This window comes from Vibrio sp. 10N.261.55.C5 (assembly GCF_041470505.1).
Taxonomy (GTDB): Bacteria; Pseudomonadota; Gammaproteobacteria; order Enterobacterales; family Vibrionaceae; genus Vibrio; species Vibrio crassostreae_C.
Map to the genome: position 1 here is coordinate 51,689 of NZ_JBFRMS010000033.1, position 17,038 is coordinate 68,726.

Annotated in this window: 15 protein-coding genes; all 15 read right to left on the minus strand. The window is 46.3% G+C overall.

Features of this window, described 5'->3' with window-relative positions; genetic code table 11:
• Positions 1-10: 10 nt before the first annotated feature.
• Positions 11-1,057 carry a flagellar motor switch protein FliM gene (fliM, locus tag AB4263_RS13380; RefSeq protein ID WP_017060676.1) on the minus strand — a complete coding sequence of 349 codons (1,047 nt, stop codon included), beginning with the start codon at positions 1,055-1,057 and terminating at the stop codon, positions 11-13.
• A gap of 7 nt (positions 1,058-1,064) precedes the next feature.
• Positions 1,065-1,553 (minus strand): flagellar basal body-associated protein FliL, encoded by a 489-nt coding sequence (gene fliL / locus AB4263_RS13385; RefSeq protein ID WP_017060677.1) that lies wholly within the window; start codon positions 1,551-1,553, stop codon positions 1,065-1,067.
• A gap of 90 nt (positions 1,554-1,643) precedes the next feature.
• Positions 1,644-3,767 (minus strand): flagellar hook-length control protein FliK, encoded by a 2,124-nt coding sequence (locus AB4263_RS13390; protein ID WP_372098355.1) that lies wholly within the window; start codon positions 3,765-3,767, stop codon positions 1,644-1,646.
• Positions 3,768-3,949: 182 nt separating this feature from the next.
• Positions 3,950-4,387, minus strand: coding sequence for a flagellar export protein FliJ (fliJ, locus tag AB4263_RS13395; protein ID WP_017060679.1), 438 nt, complete (start codon positions 4,385-4,387; stop codon positions 3,950-3,952).
• A gap of 19 nt (positions 4,388-4,406) precedes the next feature.
• Positions 4,407-5,726 carry a flagellar protein export ATPase FliI gene (gene fliI, locus AB4263_RS13400; RefSeq protein ID WP_372098356.1) on the minus strand — a complete coding sequence of 440 codons (1,320 nt, stop codon included), beginning with the start codon at positions 5,724-5,726 and terminating at the stop codon, positions 4,407-4,409.
• Positions 5,726-6,526: a flagellar assembly protein FliH gene (gene fliH, locus AB4263_RS13405; RefSeq protein WP_017060681.1), complete on the minus strand. Its 801-nt coding sequence runs from the start codon at positions 6,524-6,526 to the stop codon at positions 5,726-5,728. The genes fliI and fliH overlap by 1 nt, the downstream gene beginning before the upstream one ends.
• A 124-nt stretch (positions 6,527-6,650) precedes the next feature.
• Entirely contained in the window at positions 6,651-7,712 is a 1,062-nt protein-coding gene (fliG, locus tag AB4263_RS13410) for a flagellar motor switch protein FliG (protein WP_017060682.1), read from the minus strand.
• The gene (gene fliF / locus AB4263_RS13415; protein ID WP_372098357.1) at positions 7,705-9,447 is read right to left on the minus strand and encodes a flagellar basal-body MS-ring/collar protein FliF; all 1,743 of its coding nucleotides are present in this window, start codon (positions 9,445-9,447) and stop codon (positions 7,705-7,707) included. The genes fliG and fliF overlap by 8 nt, the downstream gene beginning before the upstream one ends.
• A 16-nt stretch (positions 9,448-9,463) precedes the next feature.
• A complete protein-coding gene (fliE, locus tag AB4263_RS13420; RefSeq protein WP_017060684.1) occupies positions 9,464-9,775 on the minus strand; it encodes a flagellar hook-basal body complex protein FliE in 312 nt (103 codons plus the stop codon).
• 132 nt (positions 9,776-9,907) lie between these two features.
• Positions 9,908-11,317: a sigma-54 dependent transcriptional regulator gene (locus tag AB4263_RS13425; RefSeq protein WP_017064121.1), complete on the minus strand. Its 1,410-nt coding sequence runs from the start codon at positions 11,315-11,317 to the stop codon at positions 9,908-9,910.
• A gap of 33 nt (positions 11,318-11,350) precedes the next feature.
• Complete coding sequence (locus AB4263_RS13430; protein WP_017060686.1) at positions 11,351-12,391, minus strand: PAS domain-containing sensor histidine kinase; 1,041 nt, start codon at positions 12,389-12,391, stop codon at positions 11,351-11,353.
• A gap of 184 nt (positions 12,392-12,575) precedes the next feature.
• On the minus strand, positions 12,576-14,042 hold the full coding sequence (locus tag AB4263_RS13435) for a sigma-54 dependent transcriptional regulator (RefSeq protein ID WP_372098358.1): 1,467 nt from the start codon (positions 14,040-14,042) through the stop codon (positions 12,576-12,578).
• 228 nt (positions 14,043-14,270) lie between these two features.
• Complete coding sequence (fliS, locus tag AB4263_RS13440; RefSeq protein ID WP_004736194.1) at positions 14,271-14,681, minus strand: flagellar export chaperone FliS; 411 nt, start codon at positions 14,679-14,681, stop codon at positions 14,271-14,273.
• A 12-nt stretch (positions 14,682-14,693) separates the two neighbouring features.
• Positions 14,694-14,999, minus strand: a complete 306-nt coding sequence (locus AB4263_RS13445; RefSeq protein WP_017060688.1) for a flagellar protein FliT — start codon at positions 14,997-14,999, stop codon at positions 14,694-14,696.
• 3 nt (positions 15,000-15,002) lie between these two features.
• Entirely contained in the window at positions 15,003-17,030 is a 2,028-nt protein-coding gene (fliD, locus tag AB4263_RS13450) for a flagellar filament capping protein FliD (RefSeq protein ID WP_372098359.1), read from the minus strand.
• Positions 17,031-17,038 lie beyond the last annotated feature (8 nt).

The window sequence follows — 17,038 nt, forward strand, 5'->3', positions numbered from 1 at the left end:
ATCTATTTTACTATTCGTCGTCATCATCACTGTTTTCGAGCTCAGACAATAAGTCTTTACCTAGAAAAGCGAGATCAGTTTTAACCACATGTGGTCTTTGAATTTTTTCCGAAATCTGTACTGCAAGCTTCTCACCAGAACGGCCCATTTTCACACGATAAGTCGGCAGTTCTTCGACAAACATGGTTGCGTGCTCAGGCATGTTCATTGGGATAACATCACCAGGGCGCAGCTCCATCAGATCACGAAGGGAAATATCTTGCTCTAGCAAATTCACGCGGAAATTGACGGGCACATCCATGATCTCATCACGCAGTGCGGTACTCCAACGAACATCGGTTTCCATCTTGTCTGATTGAACACCCGCATCAAGCAGTTCACGGATCGGCTCAACCATGGAGTAAGGCATGACAACGTGGAAGTCACCACCACCGCCATCCACTTCAATGTGGAACGAACTCACAACAATCACTTCGGTTGGGCTCACAATGTTCGCCATACTTGGGTTCACTTCGGAATCCAAGTATTCAAACTCAACCCCCATCACTGGCGACCAAGCTTCTTTGTAATCTTCAAAAACAATTTTCAGCAGTAACTGAATGATTCGTCTTTCAGTAGGCGTGAATTCACGACCTTCAATCTTGGCGTGGAAACGACCATCACCGCCAAAAAAGTTCTCTACGAGAATGAAAACCAGACGAGCTTCCATGGTGATGAGTGCCGTACCTTTCAATGGACGGAAACGAACCATGTTTAAACTGGTGGGTACATACAATGTGTTTTGGTACTCACCAAACTTCATCATCTGTACGCCGTTGATCGACACTTCAGCCGTTTTACGTAACATATTAAACAAGCTGATACGCATATGACGTGCGAAGCGCTCGTTAATAAGTTCAAGGGTCGGCATTCGACCACGGACGATTCGATCTTGAGATGAGAAGTCGAAATTGACCGCATTGTCATTTTCGGTTTCTAAGACATCTTCAACTTCTTCAACATCATCAACGCCATGTAACAGCGCATCAATTTCGTCTTGGCTTAATAAATCGGTCACAAATTACCTATTGAATTACGAAGTCAGTGAATAACACTTTTTCAATCACAGGCTGGCCAACAGCTTGAGCCAGGCTTGCTTTAATATCTTCTGTTGCCTTATTACGCAGTTCCACGCGGCCTGTTGGTGAGCGCAATTGATCAACCGTTGCCGAAGCGAACGTGGCCAGTAGCGTACTTTCTACAAGTGGAGAGTGGTAACGAGCCAGGTCTTCATTCTTACTGCCACGTACCATGAGCTGTGCTTTTATCTGAACTAGGCGATCTTTTTTGTCACCTGTCACATTAAACAAGAAGGGCTGAGGAATATTAACATACATAACCGGCTCTGCAGCGACCACAGCCGTTGCTGGCTGAGACTGAGATTCAGAGGCGCTATCGTCAGAACCTAAGAAAAAGTACAGCGCACCACCTATACCAAGCAGTAACACAACTACGGCAATAATAATTATAAGGAGCTTGCTCTTCCCTTTAGGTGCATCTTGTTCTTCGGCCATATCTTACTCTAACTTCCTGTTCTTGCGATTAACTGATGGTTCTTTTTATTAACTGGTTTTTTCTATTAACCAAGCGTTCTTAGCCTGATATTAGGCATAATAACTAATTCCATCACGCTTTGATGCGACATTCAATTCAAGATTGCTGCCACTATCAAGGTTTTCATCACCTTGCGTATCATTTGTGCGGTTAGCGCCGGATTGTTGCTCACCATTGTTGTATCTATCTTGTCCCTGACCGGAGTTCTGTTGTTGAACAGACGAATCGGCAAGCTGCAGACCTTGCTGAGCAAGCATCTCTCTCAAGCGAGGTAAGGTTTGTTCAATCACATCTCTCGCTTGCTGATTACTCACCGTAAAGTGCACGTTTGCCACGTCATTATTCATGGTCATGCGGATTTTCATTTGGCCCAATTCTGGTGGGTCGAGACGAATGTCCAAGTTCTTAAGGTTCTTAGACATCATCATTTGTACTTTTTCAGCCACTTGCTCATTGGCTAGCTCTTTGGTGAGCTGTAAGGGCGCTTGTTGAGCAGCTTGAATTTCAGCTCGCGTAGGTGCTGAACCCACCGTTGCCGTACCTTGTGCACCAGCCGCAGAAGCGATCTGCTGAGCAAAGGTCGAATCTTTAGAATCTTCTTTAGCACCCGCTTTACCCAAACCAGACAGTGCTGCTGCACCGGCGCCCGCTTTAAGAAGCGTATCAGTCGAGCCTGCTTTTGTGGCAGCTGGCGTTGCATTCATCGCCATTCCTTGCGCGGTTAAAGCTGGATCCAACGTTGCTTGCTGCTGAGGTGAAGCCACATTAGCTTGTTGAGCTGCGTGGGCTGCATGTGCATTATTGGCGTGCAGCATTGCCGCCTTGTCCGTAAGAGCATTGTTTGCTGATTGAGAAGCGGCCTGCGCTGACACTTGTTGTGTAGCCGTCGCTACAGCTGCTGTTGATGCTGCCGCAGCTAAGGCTTTAGTTTCGCTTGAATCCGTATTATCCCAATCGATAGCAGTGGGTTCACCAGACGCACTGTTCGCAGCCGGAGCTTGACTTAGCAAAGCTGTTACTTGTTGTTGAACGTTAGCGAGCTGTTGATTCAACAGGTCTAGGTTAGAGGTCGCTTTAGCCAAAGCGGCTTGCTCATCAACCGTCAACTTAGCGCCACTTTGTTGCTTATCAAGCAAGCTATCGACAACAGACTGCTCTGATTCAATCTGAGCGTTCAATTGGTTCAACGCTTTGGTATGAGCATCAACCTGTTTCGCTAGCTCAAGTTCAGCTGGTGAGAGTGCTTGGCTTTGATCGGTAGTAACCGCGCTAGCCGCATTTTTTTGGTTCAGCTCTCGACTCATACTTGCTTCAATTTGTTCTGGGGTAACGCCTTTATCCATCAGCTGTCGAATTTCATCATCTGATAACTGAGACACTCCCTTACCTCCGGTAAGCACAGCGATTTCAGAATCGACCTCAAGGCTCTTCTCTTGATTTGCTGCACTAGCTTGTTGTGTCGCATTACCCGTAACGGAAACTCCTGCAACAGAAGCACCGGTGATATTACCTTGGGCTTGTTCTACCTGACCTTGCTGAGGCAAGCCTTTGCCGTTTGGCGCTTGATTTAGGGTTTTGTTTGCCTCATCCAATTGACCAAGCAATTTATTGCCTTCGCTCATCGCTGCATTGGCTTGCGATGCCTGCGTAGCACCATCTACCGCTGATGGACCCTGAGTTTGGGATTGAGCAATATGTTCTTTAGACTCGTTAGTCGTATCCTGCGCATCTTTACCATCTGCCTTATCTGCAACAGTCTTATCAGCGACAGTGCTATCAGTGCCCGAATTGGCTTTGAGCTGAGCCTCAGATCCAGACGCAGCCTCTGCTGATGTTTTATCAGCAGCTTTCTCGCCTTCTACTTCTGAAGCTGCTTGCTTGCTTTGCGCTTCGCTCACTTCGTCAGTAGCCTTTGATTCAGCGGAATCACCTTTGTTCGCTTCGGCTGACGCTTCACCTTCGGTAGATGTCTGTTTAGTATCAGGTTTCGCAGTGCTTTCTGTGTCTTTTGCTGCGACTTTACTGTCACTTTCTTCAAAGCCGAGCGCTTCTTTAAAGGACTCAAAGAAACCTTTAGAGTCGCCGGTTTCTTCTACCTTGGAAGAGGCAGAACCGGTGTCCAACAACGATGACATTTTGTTGGTCGCTGAATTTGAGGAAAGACTAACATTCATATATACAAGCTCTATCTACTAGCTTTGCTGCCATGAATCAGGCAACAAAAAGAAAGTCGGATGCTTTTCATGCCTTTGGTGGGCATAACGCGCAATTTTATATAAAACGGAGCAAGAAACATGCCTATAAGTTCGGTTTTCACAATATAGAGAACAGCACTGACGTCATTCGTGGCTTAGGATCACATCTTCTTTCGGCTGTATAACAGAGTCGAAAACTCATCCATTTGCTTTTGTTCTCTTCGATCTTGCAGCTTTGCTTTCTCTTTCTGCTTTTTCTCCATCAACCACTCGTAGGATTTACGTTTTTTGCGTAACTCCATCCAATAGCTTTGGCAGTTGTCGACTTGATTTTTAAAGTGGTGCTCGGCTTCTCTCTGTTTGGATAATGTTTCATCCAACTGAGTTAAGAAGCGGTTCAAGTGACCATATTGGCTCGCCGTTAAGCCTGCCTTGCCGCGGTCAACGAGCTGCTGACAGTAATCCAGTCGATACTTTTCAATCTGCGCAACCTGCTCATAGTAGCCTTGCAGCTCAGAGTTCGCTTTGTTGAGCGCAAGTACCGCTTGGTTCTCTTGATCTTTGGCTTGATCGAGCAAAAATTCTAATGCGTTATCCATGACTAACCTTATTCACCCGTTAGCCACCCAATACATGTTTCAACATGTTGACGCACATGTCGTATGGGACGGTCTCTTTCATCTTCTGCTGCAAGTACTCATCCAGTTTTGGTTTCAACGTGAAGGCACTATCGATTGCTGGATCCGTTCCTGGCTTGTAAGCACCAATCGACACCAAATCTTGGTTTTTACGGCAGATAGACAGCACTTGCCTTACCGCTTTCGACATCAAGACATGTTCTTCAGTGGTGATTTGCGGCATAACACGACTGACGGATTTCTCAACGTCAATCGCTGGGTAGTGACCGGCATCGGCCATCTCACGAGATAACACAACGTGACCATCGAGAATTGCTCGCGACGCATCCGCAATCGGATCTTGTAAGTCATCGCCTTCGGTTAACACGGTAAAGAAAGCCGTGATAGAACCTTGTTCATCATTGCCGTTACCTGCTCGTTCCACCAGCGCAGGAAGCTTAGCGAAGACTGATGGCGGATAGCCCTTGGTTGCTGGCGGCTCACCCACAGACAGAGCAATTTCACGCTGAGCTTGAGCAAAACGGGTCAATGAATCCATGAGTAGCAGAACATCTAAGCCTTGGTCGCGGAAGTACTCGGCGACAGTCAACGCGGTTTGACAGCCTTTTAAGCGCATCAATGGTGATGAGTCGGCAGGAGCGGCAACAACAACCGAACGCTTACGGCCATCTTCACCAAGAATCTCTTCAATAAATTCTTTAACTTCTCGTCCACGCTCACCGATTAGGCCTACGACCACTACTTGCGCAGTTGTGCCTCGAGTCATCATGCCCAGAGTTACGGATTTACCGACACCAGAGCCAGCAAACAGACCGATACGTTGCCCTTTACCCACGGTTAGCAAACCATTAATGGCTTTCAAGCCGACATCGAGTGGTTCAGAAATCGGTTTACGAGCTAACGGGTTGATTGGCTCCGCATTAAATGAAGCGCGTTGCTCTGTATAGATTGGACCTAAACCGTCGAGTGGATTACCTACGCCGTCGATCACTCGACCGAGCAGTTCCATTCCAACAGGGATACCACTTTCGGTAGTCATTGGCGTGACGCGAGCGCCAGGTAAGATCCCGGTGATTTGCTCACTCGGCATCAAAAATAGGTTATCGCCAGAGAAACCGACGACTTCGGCTTCCATCTGACCAGACATGGTTTCGACTAAACACAAACTGCCGATTGGCGCTTTACAGCCGGTCGCTTCAAGCGTTAAGCCAACAACGCGTACTAATTTACCAGAGGCAATTGGTCGCGATTTTAGCCCCTCGACTTTGTACTGACTGAGACGATTCGCTAACTCAAGCATTACTCATGACCTTGGTGACGGTTTGCGCCGCAGAAATTTTGAATAACGTTCTTTACACGATCTTCCATGCGGTAGTTAACGCTCGACTCACCCGCTTCAATTTGTACATCACCACGGTTGAGTGCTGGCTCTGCGACCAGCGTCCAATTACGGCAGTCCAATTCAGTCTCGCCATACGCAGAGCGAATGATCGCCACATCTTCCGGATTGAGTTTCAATGTGATTGCGTGACCAGAAATCGGCAACGACTCTACCGATTCTTTAACGGTATCTAATATGATTTGTGGGTTGGTTTGCACTTCAACATGAACCACTTCTTTGACCATGGTAAGCACCATGTCGACCAATTGCTTCTCCACCTGAGCGTTCATCAACTCTAATGGTTGAGCGAACTGGTTTGCCAGCCCCATGAAGACGGCCACCTGCTGTTGAATGTACTCTTGACCCGCGGTTACGCCTTCAAGCTTGCCGGCTTCGTTGCCTTCTTCGTGACCGGCAGCAAAACCTTCTTCTTTGCCTTTTTCATAGCCTTGCTTAAAGCCCGCCTCTTGGCCTTGATGCAGCCCTTCCTGATAAGCGCCTTGTTTAATCAGCTCGATTTGCTCTTCAGTCAGAACCAGCTCTTCATCTTCAATGGCTTCTTCAACCGTTGGCATCCAACTAGGGTCGTAGTTAAAAGCGGTTTCTTTGGCTTGTTTGCTCACGTCAGAGGTGTAGTCAGGCAGCCCCCATTTCTGAGGTTGGGCAACCGTATTATCTTCTTCAGGGCGAAGGAAGCCGCGTTTTCTATCACCTGACATATCAGTACCTATCTATGAGTGGCTTAACTGTATTGTGAATTCAAGCAGTTAAACTGAGTTAATCTGTGGTTCGAGATTGGATAAAGAAAAGCCCCAACAGTGTGGGGCTTTTGAGATTTCTGTATTAAAGGAACTCGTCGGCGCCACCAGACAGCATAATTTCACCACTGTCTGCCATCTTCCTCGCGATACCCAAAATCTCTTTCTGAGCCGCTTCAACATCAGAGACTTTGACTGGCGGCATCGCCTCAATATCGTCTCTCATCATATCGGCAGCACGTTTAGACATGTTCTTGAAGATCTTCTCACGTAGACCTTCATCTGCACCTTTAAGTGCTTTCTGTAGAATATCTTGTGGAACATCACGTAGTAGTCGTTGAACACCTTGGTCATCAACTTCAATAAGGTTTTCAAAGACAAACATCAGATCTTGAATCTGTGTTGCCATGTCTTCGTCTTGGTCACGGATTTGATCCATCAAGACGCCTTCCACGTTGTTGTCCATGTAGTTCATGATCTCAGCCGCGGCTTTCAGGCCACCAATTTTGGCAGCTTGAGCACCCGCTTGACCCGCGAACTGTTTCTCCATGATTTCATTCAGTTCAGCAAGCGCCGAAGGTTGAACTTCTTCAAGGTTGGCAATACGCATCATCAGATCCAGACGAACTCGCTCTGGGAACTGAGACAGGATCTCAGCCGATTGATCGGCATCGAGGTACGACAACACAATAGTTTGAATTTGAGGGTGCTCGTTGATGATAATGCTCGCCACCTGACGAGGATCCATCCACTTAAGCGAATCCAAACCTTTCGAACCTGTGCCGAGAAGGATTTGGTCAACAAGGTTATTCGCCTTGTCTTCACCCAGAGCAGCAACTAACGCATTACGCATGAAGTCTTCGCTGCCCATACCAATGTTGGTGTACTTCTGAATATCATCTAAGAAAGCACGGTGCACAGCGCCTACTTTCTCTTGGGATAGGTCTGTAGCTCGCGCCATCGCACTACCCACACGCTGAACCTGCTTTGGCTCTAGGTGACGAATAATACCAGCAGCATCTTCTTCATTTAAACTGAGCAACAAGATCGCAGCGCGCTCATCGCCTGAGATAGAGCCGATATCCACGCTAGAGACATCAAGCACTTCACCGCCTTCAGTTTGTTGTGGAACTATTTCGTTAGCCATCTACCATCCAATTCTTAACTACTTGAGCTGCTAGCTCTGGTTCATTCGCTACAAGTGCACGTACTGCTTTCAGCACGTCCTCGTCTTTATGAAGGTTTGGTAAGTCGATACTTGAACCAAATTCAAACAGCTCACCACCTTCAATATCACCACCAATTAAGCTGGTTTCGCCGTTGGCACCAATTGGCATGCCATCAGGTCCGTACATCTGTTCATCGTTGTCTGCTGCTGGGTTAAGCAGTTTCTTCATTGCAGGGCGAACAAGTACCAACACCACCACAATGATAACCAAGGCACTTGCAAACCAACGAACCCAATCATTGAAGTTTGGATGCTCCCAGATTGACACATCAGCAACAACATCTGTTACTTGAGGTGCAAACTGCATGCTTAATACGTTGAGCAAATCACCACGAGTTTCATCAAAGCCCACCGTACCAATCAGTACTTGGCGAATCGCATTGATCTCGCTCGCCGGAATCGGAGTATGAACCACTTCACCCGTATCTGGGTTCAAGGATTGGCGGTCTTTGATCGCAACAGAAACCGTCTGACGATTAACCGTGCCGCTCTGTTTACGTTCATGACTGATGGTGGTGTCTAGCTCAAAGTTTCGAGTCGCTTCTTTGTGAACAGAGCCTTGACCTGTCATCGCGCCGTCTTTCATCTGAGCCACATCTTGTGGAATTGAGGCATCCGCTGGAGGCTGGTTACTCAACGCACCCGGAATACCCGCCACCGTATTTCCATTGTTGTAATCTTCTAAGGTGTATTCACTTCGAGTCGCCGGTGTATTCGGATCAAAACGTTTTCTGGTTTGCTCCACAGCACTGAAATCGAGCTGGATATCAACCTGAGCGGTGTAGTTACCAAACCCAAGAATAGGAATCAGGATGGAGTCAATTTTTTCACGCAGCGCTTGTTCTTGATTACGCTCTAACTCGTGTTCTTTACGACGCGCCGCTGACATAGGGTCTTGAGAGCCTGAGCTCAACAATCGGCCATGCTGATCGGTCACCGTAATACGTGAGGTTTTCATTCCCGGAACGGCACTTGCCACCATATCCACAACAGAATCAACTTCTTGCTGCTTGAGGTTAGTACCTGTTTTTAGAGTTAGGAATACAGAAGCAGAGGCTTCTTGATTATGACGTACAAAAACACTCTGCTTCGGCAGGGCCAATAAAACCTGAGCTTTACGCACCTGTTTCATCTGCTCAATGGCTTTGGCAAGTTGTCTTTCGCGGCTTAATTTAAGGCGTTCTTGTTCTAAACGTTGTGATACACCAAAACCCATGTCTTGCATGAGGATGTCATCACCCGCGTTTCGCTCTTGATTCAAACCCGCTCGTACCATATTAAGCTTTAATGAGTTGTACTCACTCGCCGGTACTGAGATGGTATTGCCTTCAAGCGTGTAATCGATCTTTTGCAGATCTAAGTAATCAAGAACGGGGATCAATTCTTCTGTTTCGTAAGCCCCTAATGGACGCATTTCTGGCTCTTTTACCCAGAAAAACAGCATCACAATCAGCGCTACACAGATAGAGATAGAAAGGACTAAGACGACCTGACGAAGTAAATCAAGATCACCGACAGCCATATCGAACTTCGATGAACTGCGTTCACCTAGATCGGGATTTTGCCCTTCTCCGTCTAGCTCAGAGCCTGCAATCAGTGCATGGTCGTTGCTATCGCTTACGGTTAAATCTGTTGTTTGACTATTATCTGCCACTATTTAACTACCCAACTTATACCGGCATATTCATCAGCTCTTTGTACGATTCGACCAATTTATTTCTAATTTGGATCGTCGCCTCAAAAGCCACACTAGATTTATTACGAGCAATCATCACGTCCGATAGGGATACGCTTTGGTCGCCACTATCAAAACGAGCTTGAAGATCACCTGAAGTCTTTTGTAATGAGTTCACATTATTGATGGCATTAGTCAGCATGTTGCCAAAATCTGCACCGACCGCTTGCCCCGTTGCTGCGGGACGCGCGCTGGCAGCTTCGACCATCATCGCCTGCATTTCGCCTTGTAAACCATCTATTCTCATCTACTACCTCAGGAGTCAAAATTATGACTATCTATTTAGCTATATTATTGACAGAGCAATTAGCGTGCCACACATTAAATTGACTAGATATCGTATTACACTAGTCAGAAAGCTGACACTACTAATCTATCCTCAGTTTGGGATATCTATTCCAGCATCGCGCATTTTAGCCAACTTGTAACGCAGTGTACGAGGGCTAATACCCAGTTTTTCAGCCATATCTTTGCGTCGACCATTACATGCAATCAGGGTTTCAAGAATGATCGCATACTCTTGATCTCTAAGCTCATTACCTAACCCTTCGCTGCTAGCCGCGATTTTATTGATTGGGTTTGCTTCGGCAATCGGCTTGATTTCTGGCGCAGCTACGTCAGTGCCTTCAACGATTTGTTGTAGGCTGCTTGCGTCTTGCCAATCGACACCTTCAAGAAGAATGTGCTCACCAGAGATGTTCTCTTGTTCGCTCAATATTAACGCACGCTGTACCACATTGTCTAATTCGCGAACATTGCCCGGCCACGGATAATTGACGAGTTTACTGATCGCTTGCGCTGACATAACCGGTACAGGCATACCAAGTTTGGTGCAATGACGCTCAACTAAGTGCTTAGCTAAAGGCTCAATATCACCTTTTCGCTCACACAGTGGTGGCCAAGAAATTGGGAATACATTCAAACGATAGTATAAATCCTCACGGAAATTCCCTTCAGAAACATACTGTTTAAGGTCTCGGTTACTGGTCGCTAATACACGAACATCCAATTTGATGCTCTTACGACTACCTAATCGCTCAACTTCGCGCTCTTGCAAAACACGCAGTAGTTTGGCTTGTAGGCTAAGATCCATTTCACTGATCTCATCCAACAGAATTGTACCGCCCTGCGCTTGCTCGAATTTCCCCGGGCAAGCTTGAATAGCGCCAGTAAATGCGCCTTTTTCATAACCAAACAGGGTCGCTTCTAACATGTTGTCTGGGATCGCCGCGCAGTTAATCGCGACAAACGGGCCATCTTTTCGGCTAGAAGCATTGTGAATGTAGCGAGACATCACCTCCTTACCAGAACCACTCGGGCCCAACACCATGACGTTGGCATCGGTTTTCGCAACTTTATCAGCCAGCATCATTAGCTTGATACTTTTTTCATCAGCAACGATAGCGTCGCCGTTGTCATCCGACTTTACAGGCGCATAACGGCTGACCATGTTGAGCAGCACTTCTGGCGCAAATGGCTTTGCCATATAGTCGATAGCGCCCTCTTTCATTGCAGCAACGGCATCTTCGATGTTGGCGTACGCTGTCATTAGCAATACCGGCAAATTTGGCCAATGCTGCTTAATGTTTCTCAATAGTGCCAAGCCACCCATGCCCGCCATCTGCACGTCAGATACGACAATATCAACGGAGTTCGATTTTAATTTGACCAGAGCATCTTCCGCACAATCCGCTTCCAGCCATTCATAGCCAGCAAGCGCGAGTGTGTCGACAAGGGCTTCGCGTAGACCTTCATCATCTTCGACGATTAACACTTTGCTTTGAGCCATAGGATTCTCCAGTGTAAATTCAGTTAAAACTTATTAGTCTTCAGAAGAAGCACTTCTTTCAAGCGGTAGACACATGGTAAAGCATGCGCCGTCGCCTTCTTCTGATATCAATTCCAGTCGGCCTTCATGTGCTCGACATACCATTTGTACAACCGCTAAGCCTAGACCTGTACCTTGTGAACGAGTGGTAAAGAAGGGTTCCATTATTTTACCTTGAAGCTCTTTCGGTACGCCGGGGCCACTGTCTTGCACTGATATCTTAAGCTCGCCATTTACGGGCCTAAAAAACACATCGATCTGCGATTCCTTACCCGCAATTTGAACCGCGTTCAACACTAGGTTGCTTAACGCTGAGGCGATAGCATTGGCGTTGCCGAACATTTGAGTCTGTTCGCCCTCAACTTCTTGGCAATAATCAATCTGGTTAGTTTTCAATGCCGCTTCCACCATAGGGTGAAATTCAGTGATCAATTCAGCCACAGTAAATGGCTTAACGACTTTGTTGTCACCACCTTTGGCAAACAACAGCATGTCGTTCACTTGCTTCTCTAAGTCATGCAATCTATCCATAAGCTTAGATTGAAAACGCGTTTTTGTTGCCGGCGGCAGATTTGGCGCGGCAAGGTTTGATGCATACAGCATCGCACTTGAAAGCGGCGTTCGCACTTGATGGGCAAGCGAGGCCACCATTCTACCTAATGAAGACAAACGCTGAAGATCACTCACGCGAGACTGCAATAGTCGGGTCTCGGTCAGATCGGTAATCAAAATCAGCTGACCCGTGGTAGAGGCTGAAATCGCCAAACGCACTTTTCGCCCGTTCTTCAATGAGATCTCATGACCGTCATCGTCTTTTGGGTCAAAGGCACTTTGAATCACTGAAAACCACTTCTCGCCAACCAACTCAACACCAAGAATACGATGCGCTTCAGGGTTCGCTTCTCTCACTTCGCCGTGTGTATCTAACAAGATAACCCCAGCTGGCATCACGTCGAGTACTTGCTTATAGCGCTCAACCTGCTGTTCAACAGAATCTAGGTGTGATTGATTTTCTGGTTCGTTAGATACGCGCATGTCAAAAATTTGCCTCAAATACTAAAACAGCCTGAGACGTACAACACGAGTCAGGCTATTTGCTATATTTATCACATAGTTAAGCAAGCAACAACTCGACTATGGTTTATCTGTTCACTTAGCTAGAGTTACCAAATAGCTAAAAAGTGTGTGCTAGTTTTTCGTTTTCATCGAAAACTGGACACTATCGCTGCAAGTTATATTTACGCATTTTTTCAACCAGAGTGGTTCTACGCATTCCAAGCATGTCAGCAGCACGAGCAACAATGCCGCCCTGCGCTTCCAACGCTTGATTGATCATATTCACTTCCATATCCGCGAGTAGCTCTTTCAAGTTAACCCCTTCTGGCGGTAACTCTTGAGGCGCATTAGCATTGTCGGCAATATCATCTTGCTGATCAAAACTGAAATCTTCTGAGAATAAGTCAGCAAGTGCATCACGCTCTTGCTCCTCTTCAGATCCAAAGCTATTAAACTCTGGCTGGAACTCAGGGATATCGCTGTATCGATATTTAGTTGGCAGGTGATTCACATCAACCAAGCTGTTTGGATACAAGATAACCATTCGTTCAACCAGGTTCGCTAGTTCACGAACGTTACCTGGCCAGTAATGCTCCATCAAAGAGTTGATAGCACGAGCCGTGAAACAGATAGGCATGCTGCCTTCCGCTTCCATTCGAGTCATCAGCTCTTGAAGCAACAGTGGAATATCTTCTTTACGATCTTGAAGCGCCGGCATTTCAATCGGGAATACATTTAAGCGGTAGTAAAGATCTTCACGGAACGAATCATCGTCGATCATATCTTCAAGGTTGCGGTGGGTTGCCGCAATCACTCTAACATCAGCTTGTATGGTGCTATTGCCACCTACACGCTCAAAGCATCGCTCTTGCAGTACTCGTAGCAGCTTAACTTGCATCGCCATCGGCATATCGCCAATTTCATCAAGAAACAGTGTGCCACCTTCAGCCAATTCAAAACGGCCTTTACGTGCGGTAATCGCCCCAGTAAATGCGCCCTTCTCATGACCAAACAGTTCACTTTCAAGCAAATCAGGTGGAATCGCGCCACAGTTTACAGGAACAAAAGGCCCTGAACGACGTTTAGAGTGATAGTGAATGTTACGCGCTACGACTTCTTTGCCTGTACCAGATTCACCAAGAATCAGCACGTTCGCTTCCGTAGAAGAGACTTGTTCAATTAAGTGACGTACTTCTTGAATGCCAGCACTTTGTCCTACTAGGCTGCGAAACAGGGTGTTCTTGCGTGCCGAAGACACAACTTGAACACCTTTGCGGCCTAAGAAGTCTTTACAGTGTCTTAATGCATCACTTAATTGCGGGTAGTTAAGAGGAAGTTCAAGCTCACCAACATAGTTAGTCAACTCGTCAACCGGGTGATTGTTTTTGCCAATCACCAGTAAAGGGACGTGATTGGCGTGAACAAGCTTCTCATTCAGTAATGCGTTGAAGCCTTTACCTTTAATGGTACCAACAATGCAGCCGGCCCACTGTAGTGACCAGTCAACTTTACGTGCTTGTTCAGAGCTGATTACTTCGCAGCTCTCTCCTACAAACTCTAATATTGTGCTTAAATTGTGACGATCTTGAGCGTTATCGTCGACGACAAGCAGTTTTGCCAAACCTTGCATAAGTAGGAATTATTGCCTTTATTTTGGTGCGATGCGGAAAAACGGTGAGCAACGTAGTCTATAAACCAGTGAAAAGTATCAACGATTACGGTCTACGTGGACAAATTTAGGAAATCAGCAACGAAAAAAGCCATTAGGCTATCTAATGGCTTCTATTTTATTTGATAAAAAAAATAAGGCAACCAACCAATTAAGGGATATGAGATTGGTTAAAACTGCAATTTTTCTTTAAATTCCTACGTCAGCGGACGTCAAGTTGTGATATTCGTTCGGAATTTGGTCCCAAGCGCTCTTAATTTCGCGAATAATATCGATAACATCATCAATAGGCTGTGGGTCATTTTTGTGATTTGCCGCAGAAATTTGCGTGATCATGAACTCATAAAGTTGATCTAGGTTTTTCGCAATATCGCCACCATCGTCCATAGATAGGCAACTACGTAGGCTAATAATGATATCTAGAGCCTTACCAAGTCGCTCACCTTTCACTGGGATGTTGCCTGCTTGCATTGCCGCTTTGCCTTGAATCAAACGCTCGATAGCACCGGCCATTAGCATTTGTACAATCTTATGCGGTGAGGCAGCCGTTAGCTGACTATCCACTGATACCTTTTTATATGCCTGTAAAGAACCGCGCATAGTAAACCTCTTCTATAAAAACTTTTTGTATTGTTGAACTGATTTAGCGCCGTGACGGTATTTATGTAGGGTCTTACCTACTCGACTCGTCTCAGACTGCATCAATTCGACTAATTTTCTGGTTCTGGTAATGGCTTCAAACCATTCAGAACTTTGCTTAACGTCGGGATGTGAGTCGATTATTTGAAGCACGTTTTGCAATAACTGTTCTCTGTTATCGACAAGCTGCGTTATTTCTTCAGCATTAATTTCACTAAATTCCAGTTTAGAGATAATTAGTTGATCGAGTTCACAAAGCTCTTGTAGCTGGCTATTCATCTATTAGCCCAACGCATTCATCATACTGCCCAGCTGAGATTGCATCTTACTGGTCGCATCTTGCATGGCTGTGAACTTAGAGTGGGTACGGCTCTCTAGGCTGTCCATGCGGCGGTCGAGCGCGCTTTGGTCATCAACCAAACGGTAGTTTTGCTCGACCAAGCTCTTTTCTCTAGTACGGATTGAACCCGTGATACCTGTAATGCCTTGAATCGCGTCTTCCACTTTTTTGGCGAAGCCGTTGTTGCCACCAAAGAACTCACCCAACTTATCAAAGTTATTGTTAAGTTGACGGTCAAGCATGTCGTAGTTGATTTCTAACGAGCCTTGTCTTGTGGTCGTGATACCAAACTCGGTCAAAGATTTTAGGTTATCAGGCGCGCCTTCAATGCTTGATGAGAACACACCTTTTAATCGTGAGTCGGCGTTACGCACGGTACTGTCACCAGACAGCGGGCCTTTTTGGCCAGTCGTTGGGTCAACACCCGCCAAGTTTTTAGACACTTGATAGAACTGGTTATAAGAGCTCACAAAGGATTCGATATCTTGGCGAACACTGTTACGGTCGTACTCCACACCAATTTCTGCCGGCGGCTTATCTTTTGGCGTTTTTCCTTTCACCGTAATATCAATACCTTCAATGGCATCTTCAATCACATTGTTATTACTAGAGAGTTGAGCAACACCATCTAGGACAACCATAGAATCTTGGCCAGCCTGAACTTCAGTCATTCCACTATAGGTATCAAAAGATTGCTGTGCTTGTTCAAGATCTGCTTGCGCTTTATCGACCTTCTCTAAGAGCTCGCGCTCTTCGGGTTCTAATTTGGCACGCTCAATTTTCTTGGCTTGCTCTGCGGTGAGTTCGCCTTTTTGAACTTTCTCAGCCAACTCCGCTTTTTCTTGTGAAATCTTCTCTTCGATACGCGCTTGCTCAGCCTCAAGCTTTTGTTGGGCTTCTTTCGGTGTCACGTATGAATCGGTCAGAGTACCTGAGGCAGCATTTGACCACCCCGGCACATAGGGTGCCTTCTCTATCGCTTTTTCATCAAGCTCAAGTTCTGGTGTGTAGTAAGAATCTAAAAGCGTACCTGACGCGGTTTCAGTCCAGCCAGGGATATTGTCTTCAGGCATGACAGATTTTGCCGCTTTAGCTGCATCAAGAGCTGCTTGGCCGTCGGCGGCGGCTTGTTCTCCGTAGCTGAGGCTTTGAGAGTCTTCGTCAGCAACGGAGGTAGAATTAGTTTGGGATGCAGGGATGACATTGCCATCTTTATCGAGTGTTTCATTCGCATTTGGGTCATCGCTAGCGATCACTTCATCGATGAGTTCAACGGCTTTTCCTGCAGGGGTTAGAGCTAGAATATCTTGAGCAGCAACGCGCGCTTTCTCTAGCGCTTTAACACGTTCTTCAAGCGTTTTGTATTCGAGTTTTTTTAAGGGATTGGCAGCATCTGACTCAACATTAATGTTGATCTGCTGATCTGAACCAGACTGGTTCGAGGCAATAATAAGTCTTGGACCTTCGACATCGTTGATAATAGATGCACGAACTCCTGGGTTGCTATCTGCACCGTTGATACCACGAACAACTTCGATAAGTCTCGATCTGTCGCCAACTTGCACGTCAAAGCTGTCATCACCAAGCGAAACCTGCAGCTTACCTGGGCCAAATTTCATGTCCTCTGACAGTACATCAGAAGCCACTTTATGGCTTTGGGCAAGCTGCAACACATCGATGGCATATTTGCCAGCGATCGCTTCGGTAGTCGCGGTTGCAGAGACAAGCGCTTCATCGGTACTTTCCACTGTTCGCACAGCAAAAGCTTTTTCCTGACGAAAGTTTGTCATCAGGTTTTTCATCGAATCAAGGGATTCTCTGAGTCTTCCATAGGCACTAATGCTGGTATCGATTCGCGTTCGTTCATTGTCGATTCGTTGCTGTTTAGGTACACGCTCCGAATCAACAATTTTGCTGACCATGGAATTGATATCCATGCCAGACGAAATCCCCATTGGGCCAAAACTCATTAAATCAC

Excerpts from the sequence above, each read along its gene's own strand:
- fliL (WP_017060677.1), bottom strand. The coding sequence starts at position 1,553 with ATGGCCGAAGAACAAGATGCACCTAAAGGGAAGAGCAAGCTCCTTATA.
- AB4263_RS13390 (WP_372098355.1), bottom strand. The coding sequence starts at position 3,767 with ATGAATGTTAGTCTTTCCTCAAATTCAGCGACCAACAAAATGTCATCG.
- fliJ (WP_017060679.1), bottom strand. The coding sequence starts at position 4,387 with ATGGATAACGCATTAGAATTTTTGCTCGATCAAGCCAAAGATCAAGAG.
- fliI (WP_372098356.1), bottom strand. The coding sequence starts at position 5,726 with ATGCTTGAGTTAGCGAATCGTCTCAGTCAGTACAAAGTCGAGGGGCTA.
- fliH (WP_017060681.1), bottom strand. The coding sequence starts at position 6,526 with ATGTCAGGTGATAGAAAACGCGGCTTCCTTCGCCCTGAAGAAGATAAT.
- fliG (WP_017060682.1), bottom strand. The coding sequence starts at position 7,712 with ATGGCTAACGAAATAGTTCCACAACAAACTGAAGGCGGTGAAGTGCTT.
- fliE (WP_017060684.1), bottom strand. The coding sequence starts at position 9,775 with ATGAGAATAGATGGTTTACAAGGCGAAATGCAGGCGATGATGGTCGAA.
- AB4263_RS13425 (WP_017064121.1), bottom strand. The coding sequence starts at position 11,317 with ATGGCTCAAAGCAAAGTGTTAATCGTCGAAGATGATGAAGGTCTACGC.
- AB4263_RS13430 (WP_017060686.1), bottom strand. The coding sequence starts at position 12,391 with ATGCGCGTATCTAACGAACCAGAAAATCAATCACACCTAGATTCTGTT.
- AB4263_RS13435 (WP_372098358.1), bottom strand. The coding sequence starts at position 14,042 with ATGCAAGGTTTGGCAAAACTGCTTGTCGTCGACGATAACGCTCAAGAT.
- fliS (WP_004736194.1), bottom strand. The coding sequence starts at position 14,681 with ATGCGCGGTTCTTTACAGGCATATAAAAAGGTATCAGTGGATAGTCAG.
- AB4263_RS13445 (WP_017060688.1), bottom strand. The coding sequence starts at position 14,999 with ATGAATAGCCAGCTACAAGAGCTTTGTGAACTCGATCAACTAATTATC.
- fliD (WP_372098359.1), bottom strand. The coding sequence starts at position 17,030 with ATGAGTTTTGGCCCAATGGGGATTTCGTCTGGCATGGATATCAATTCC.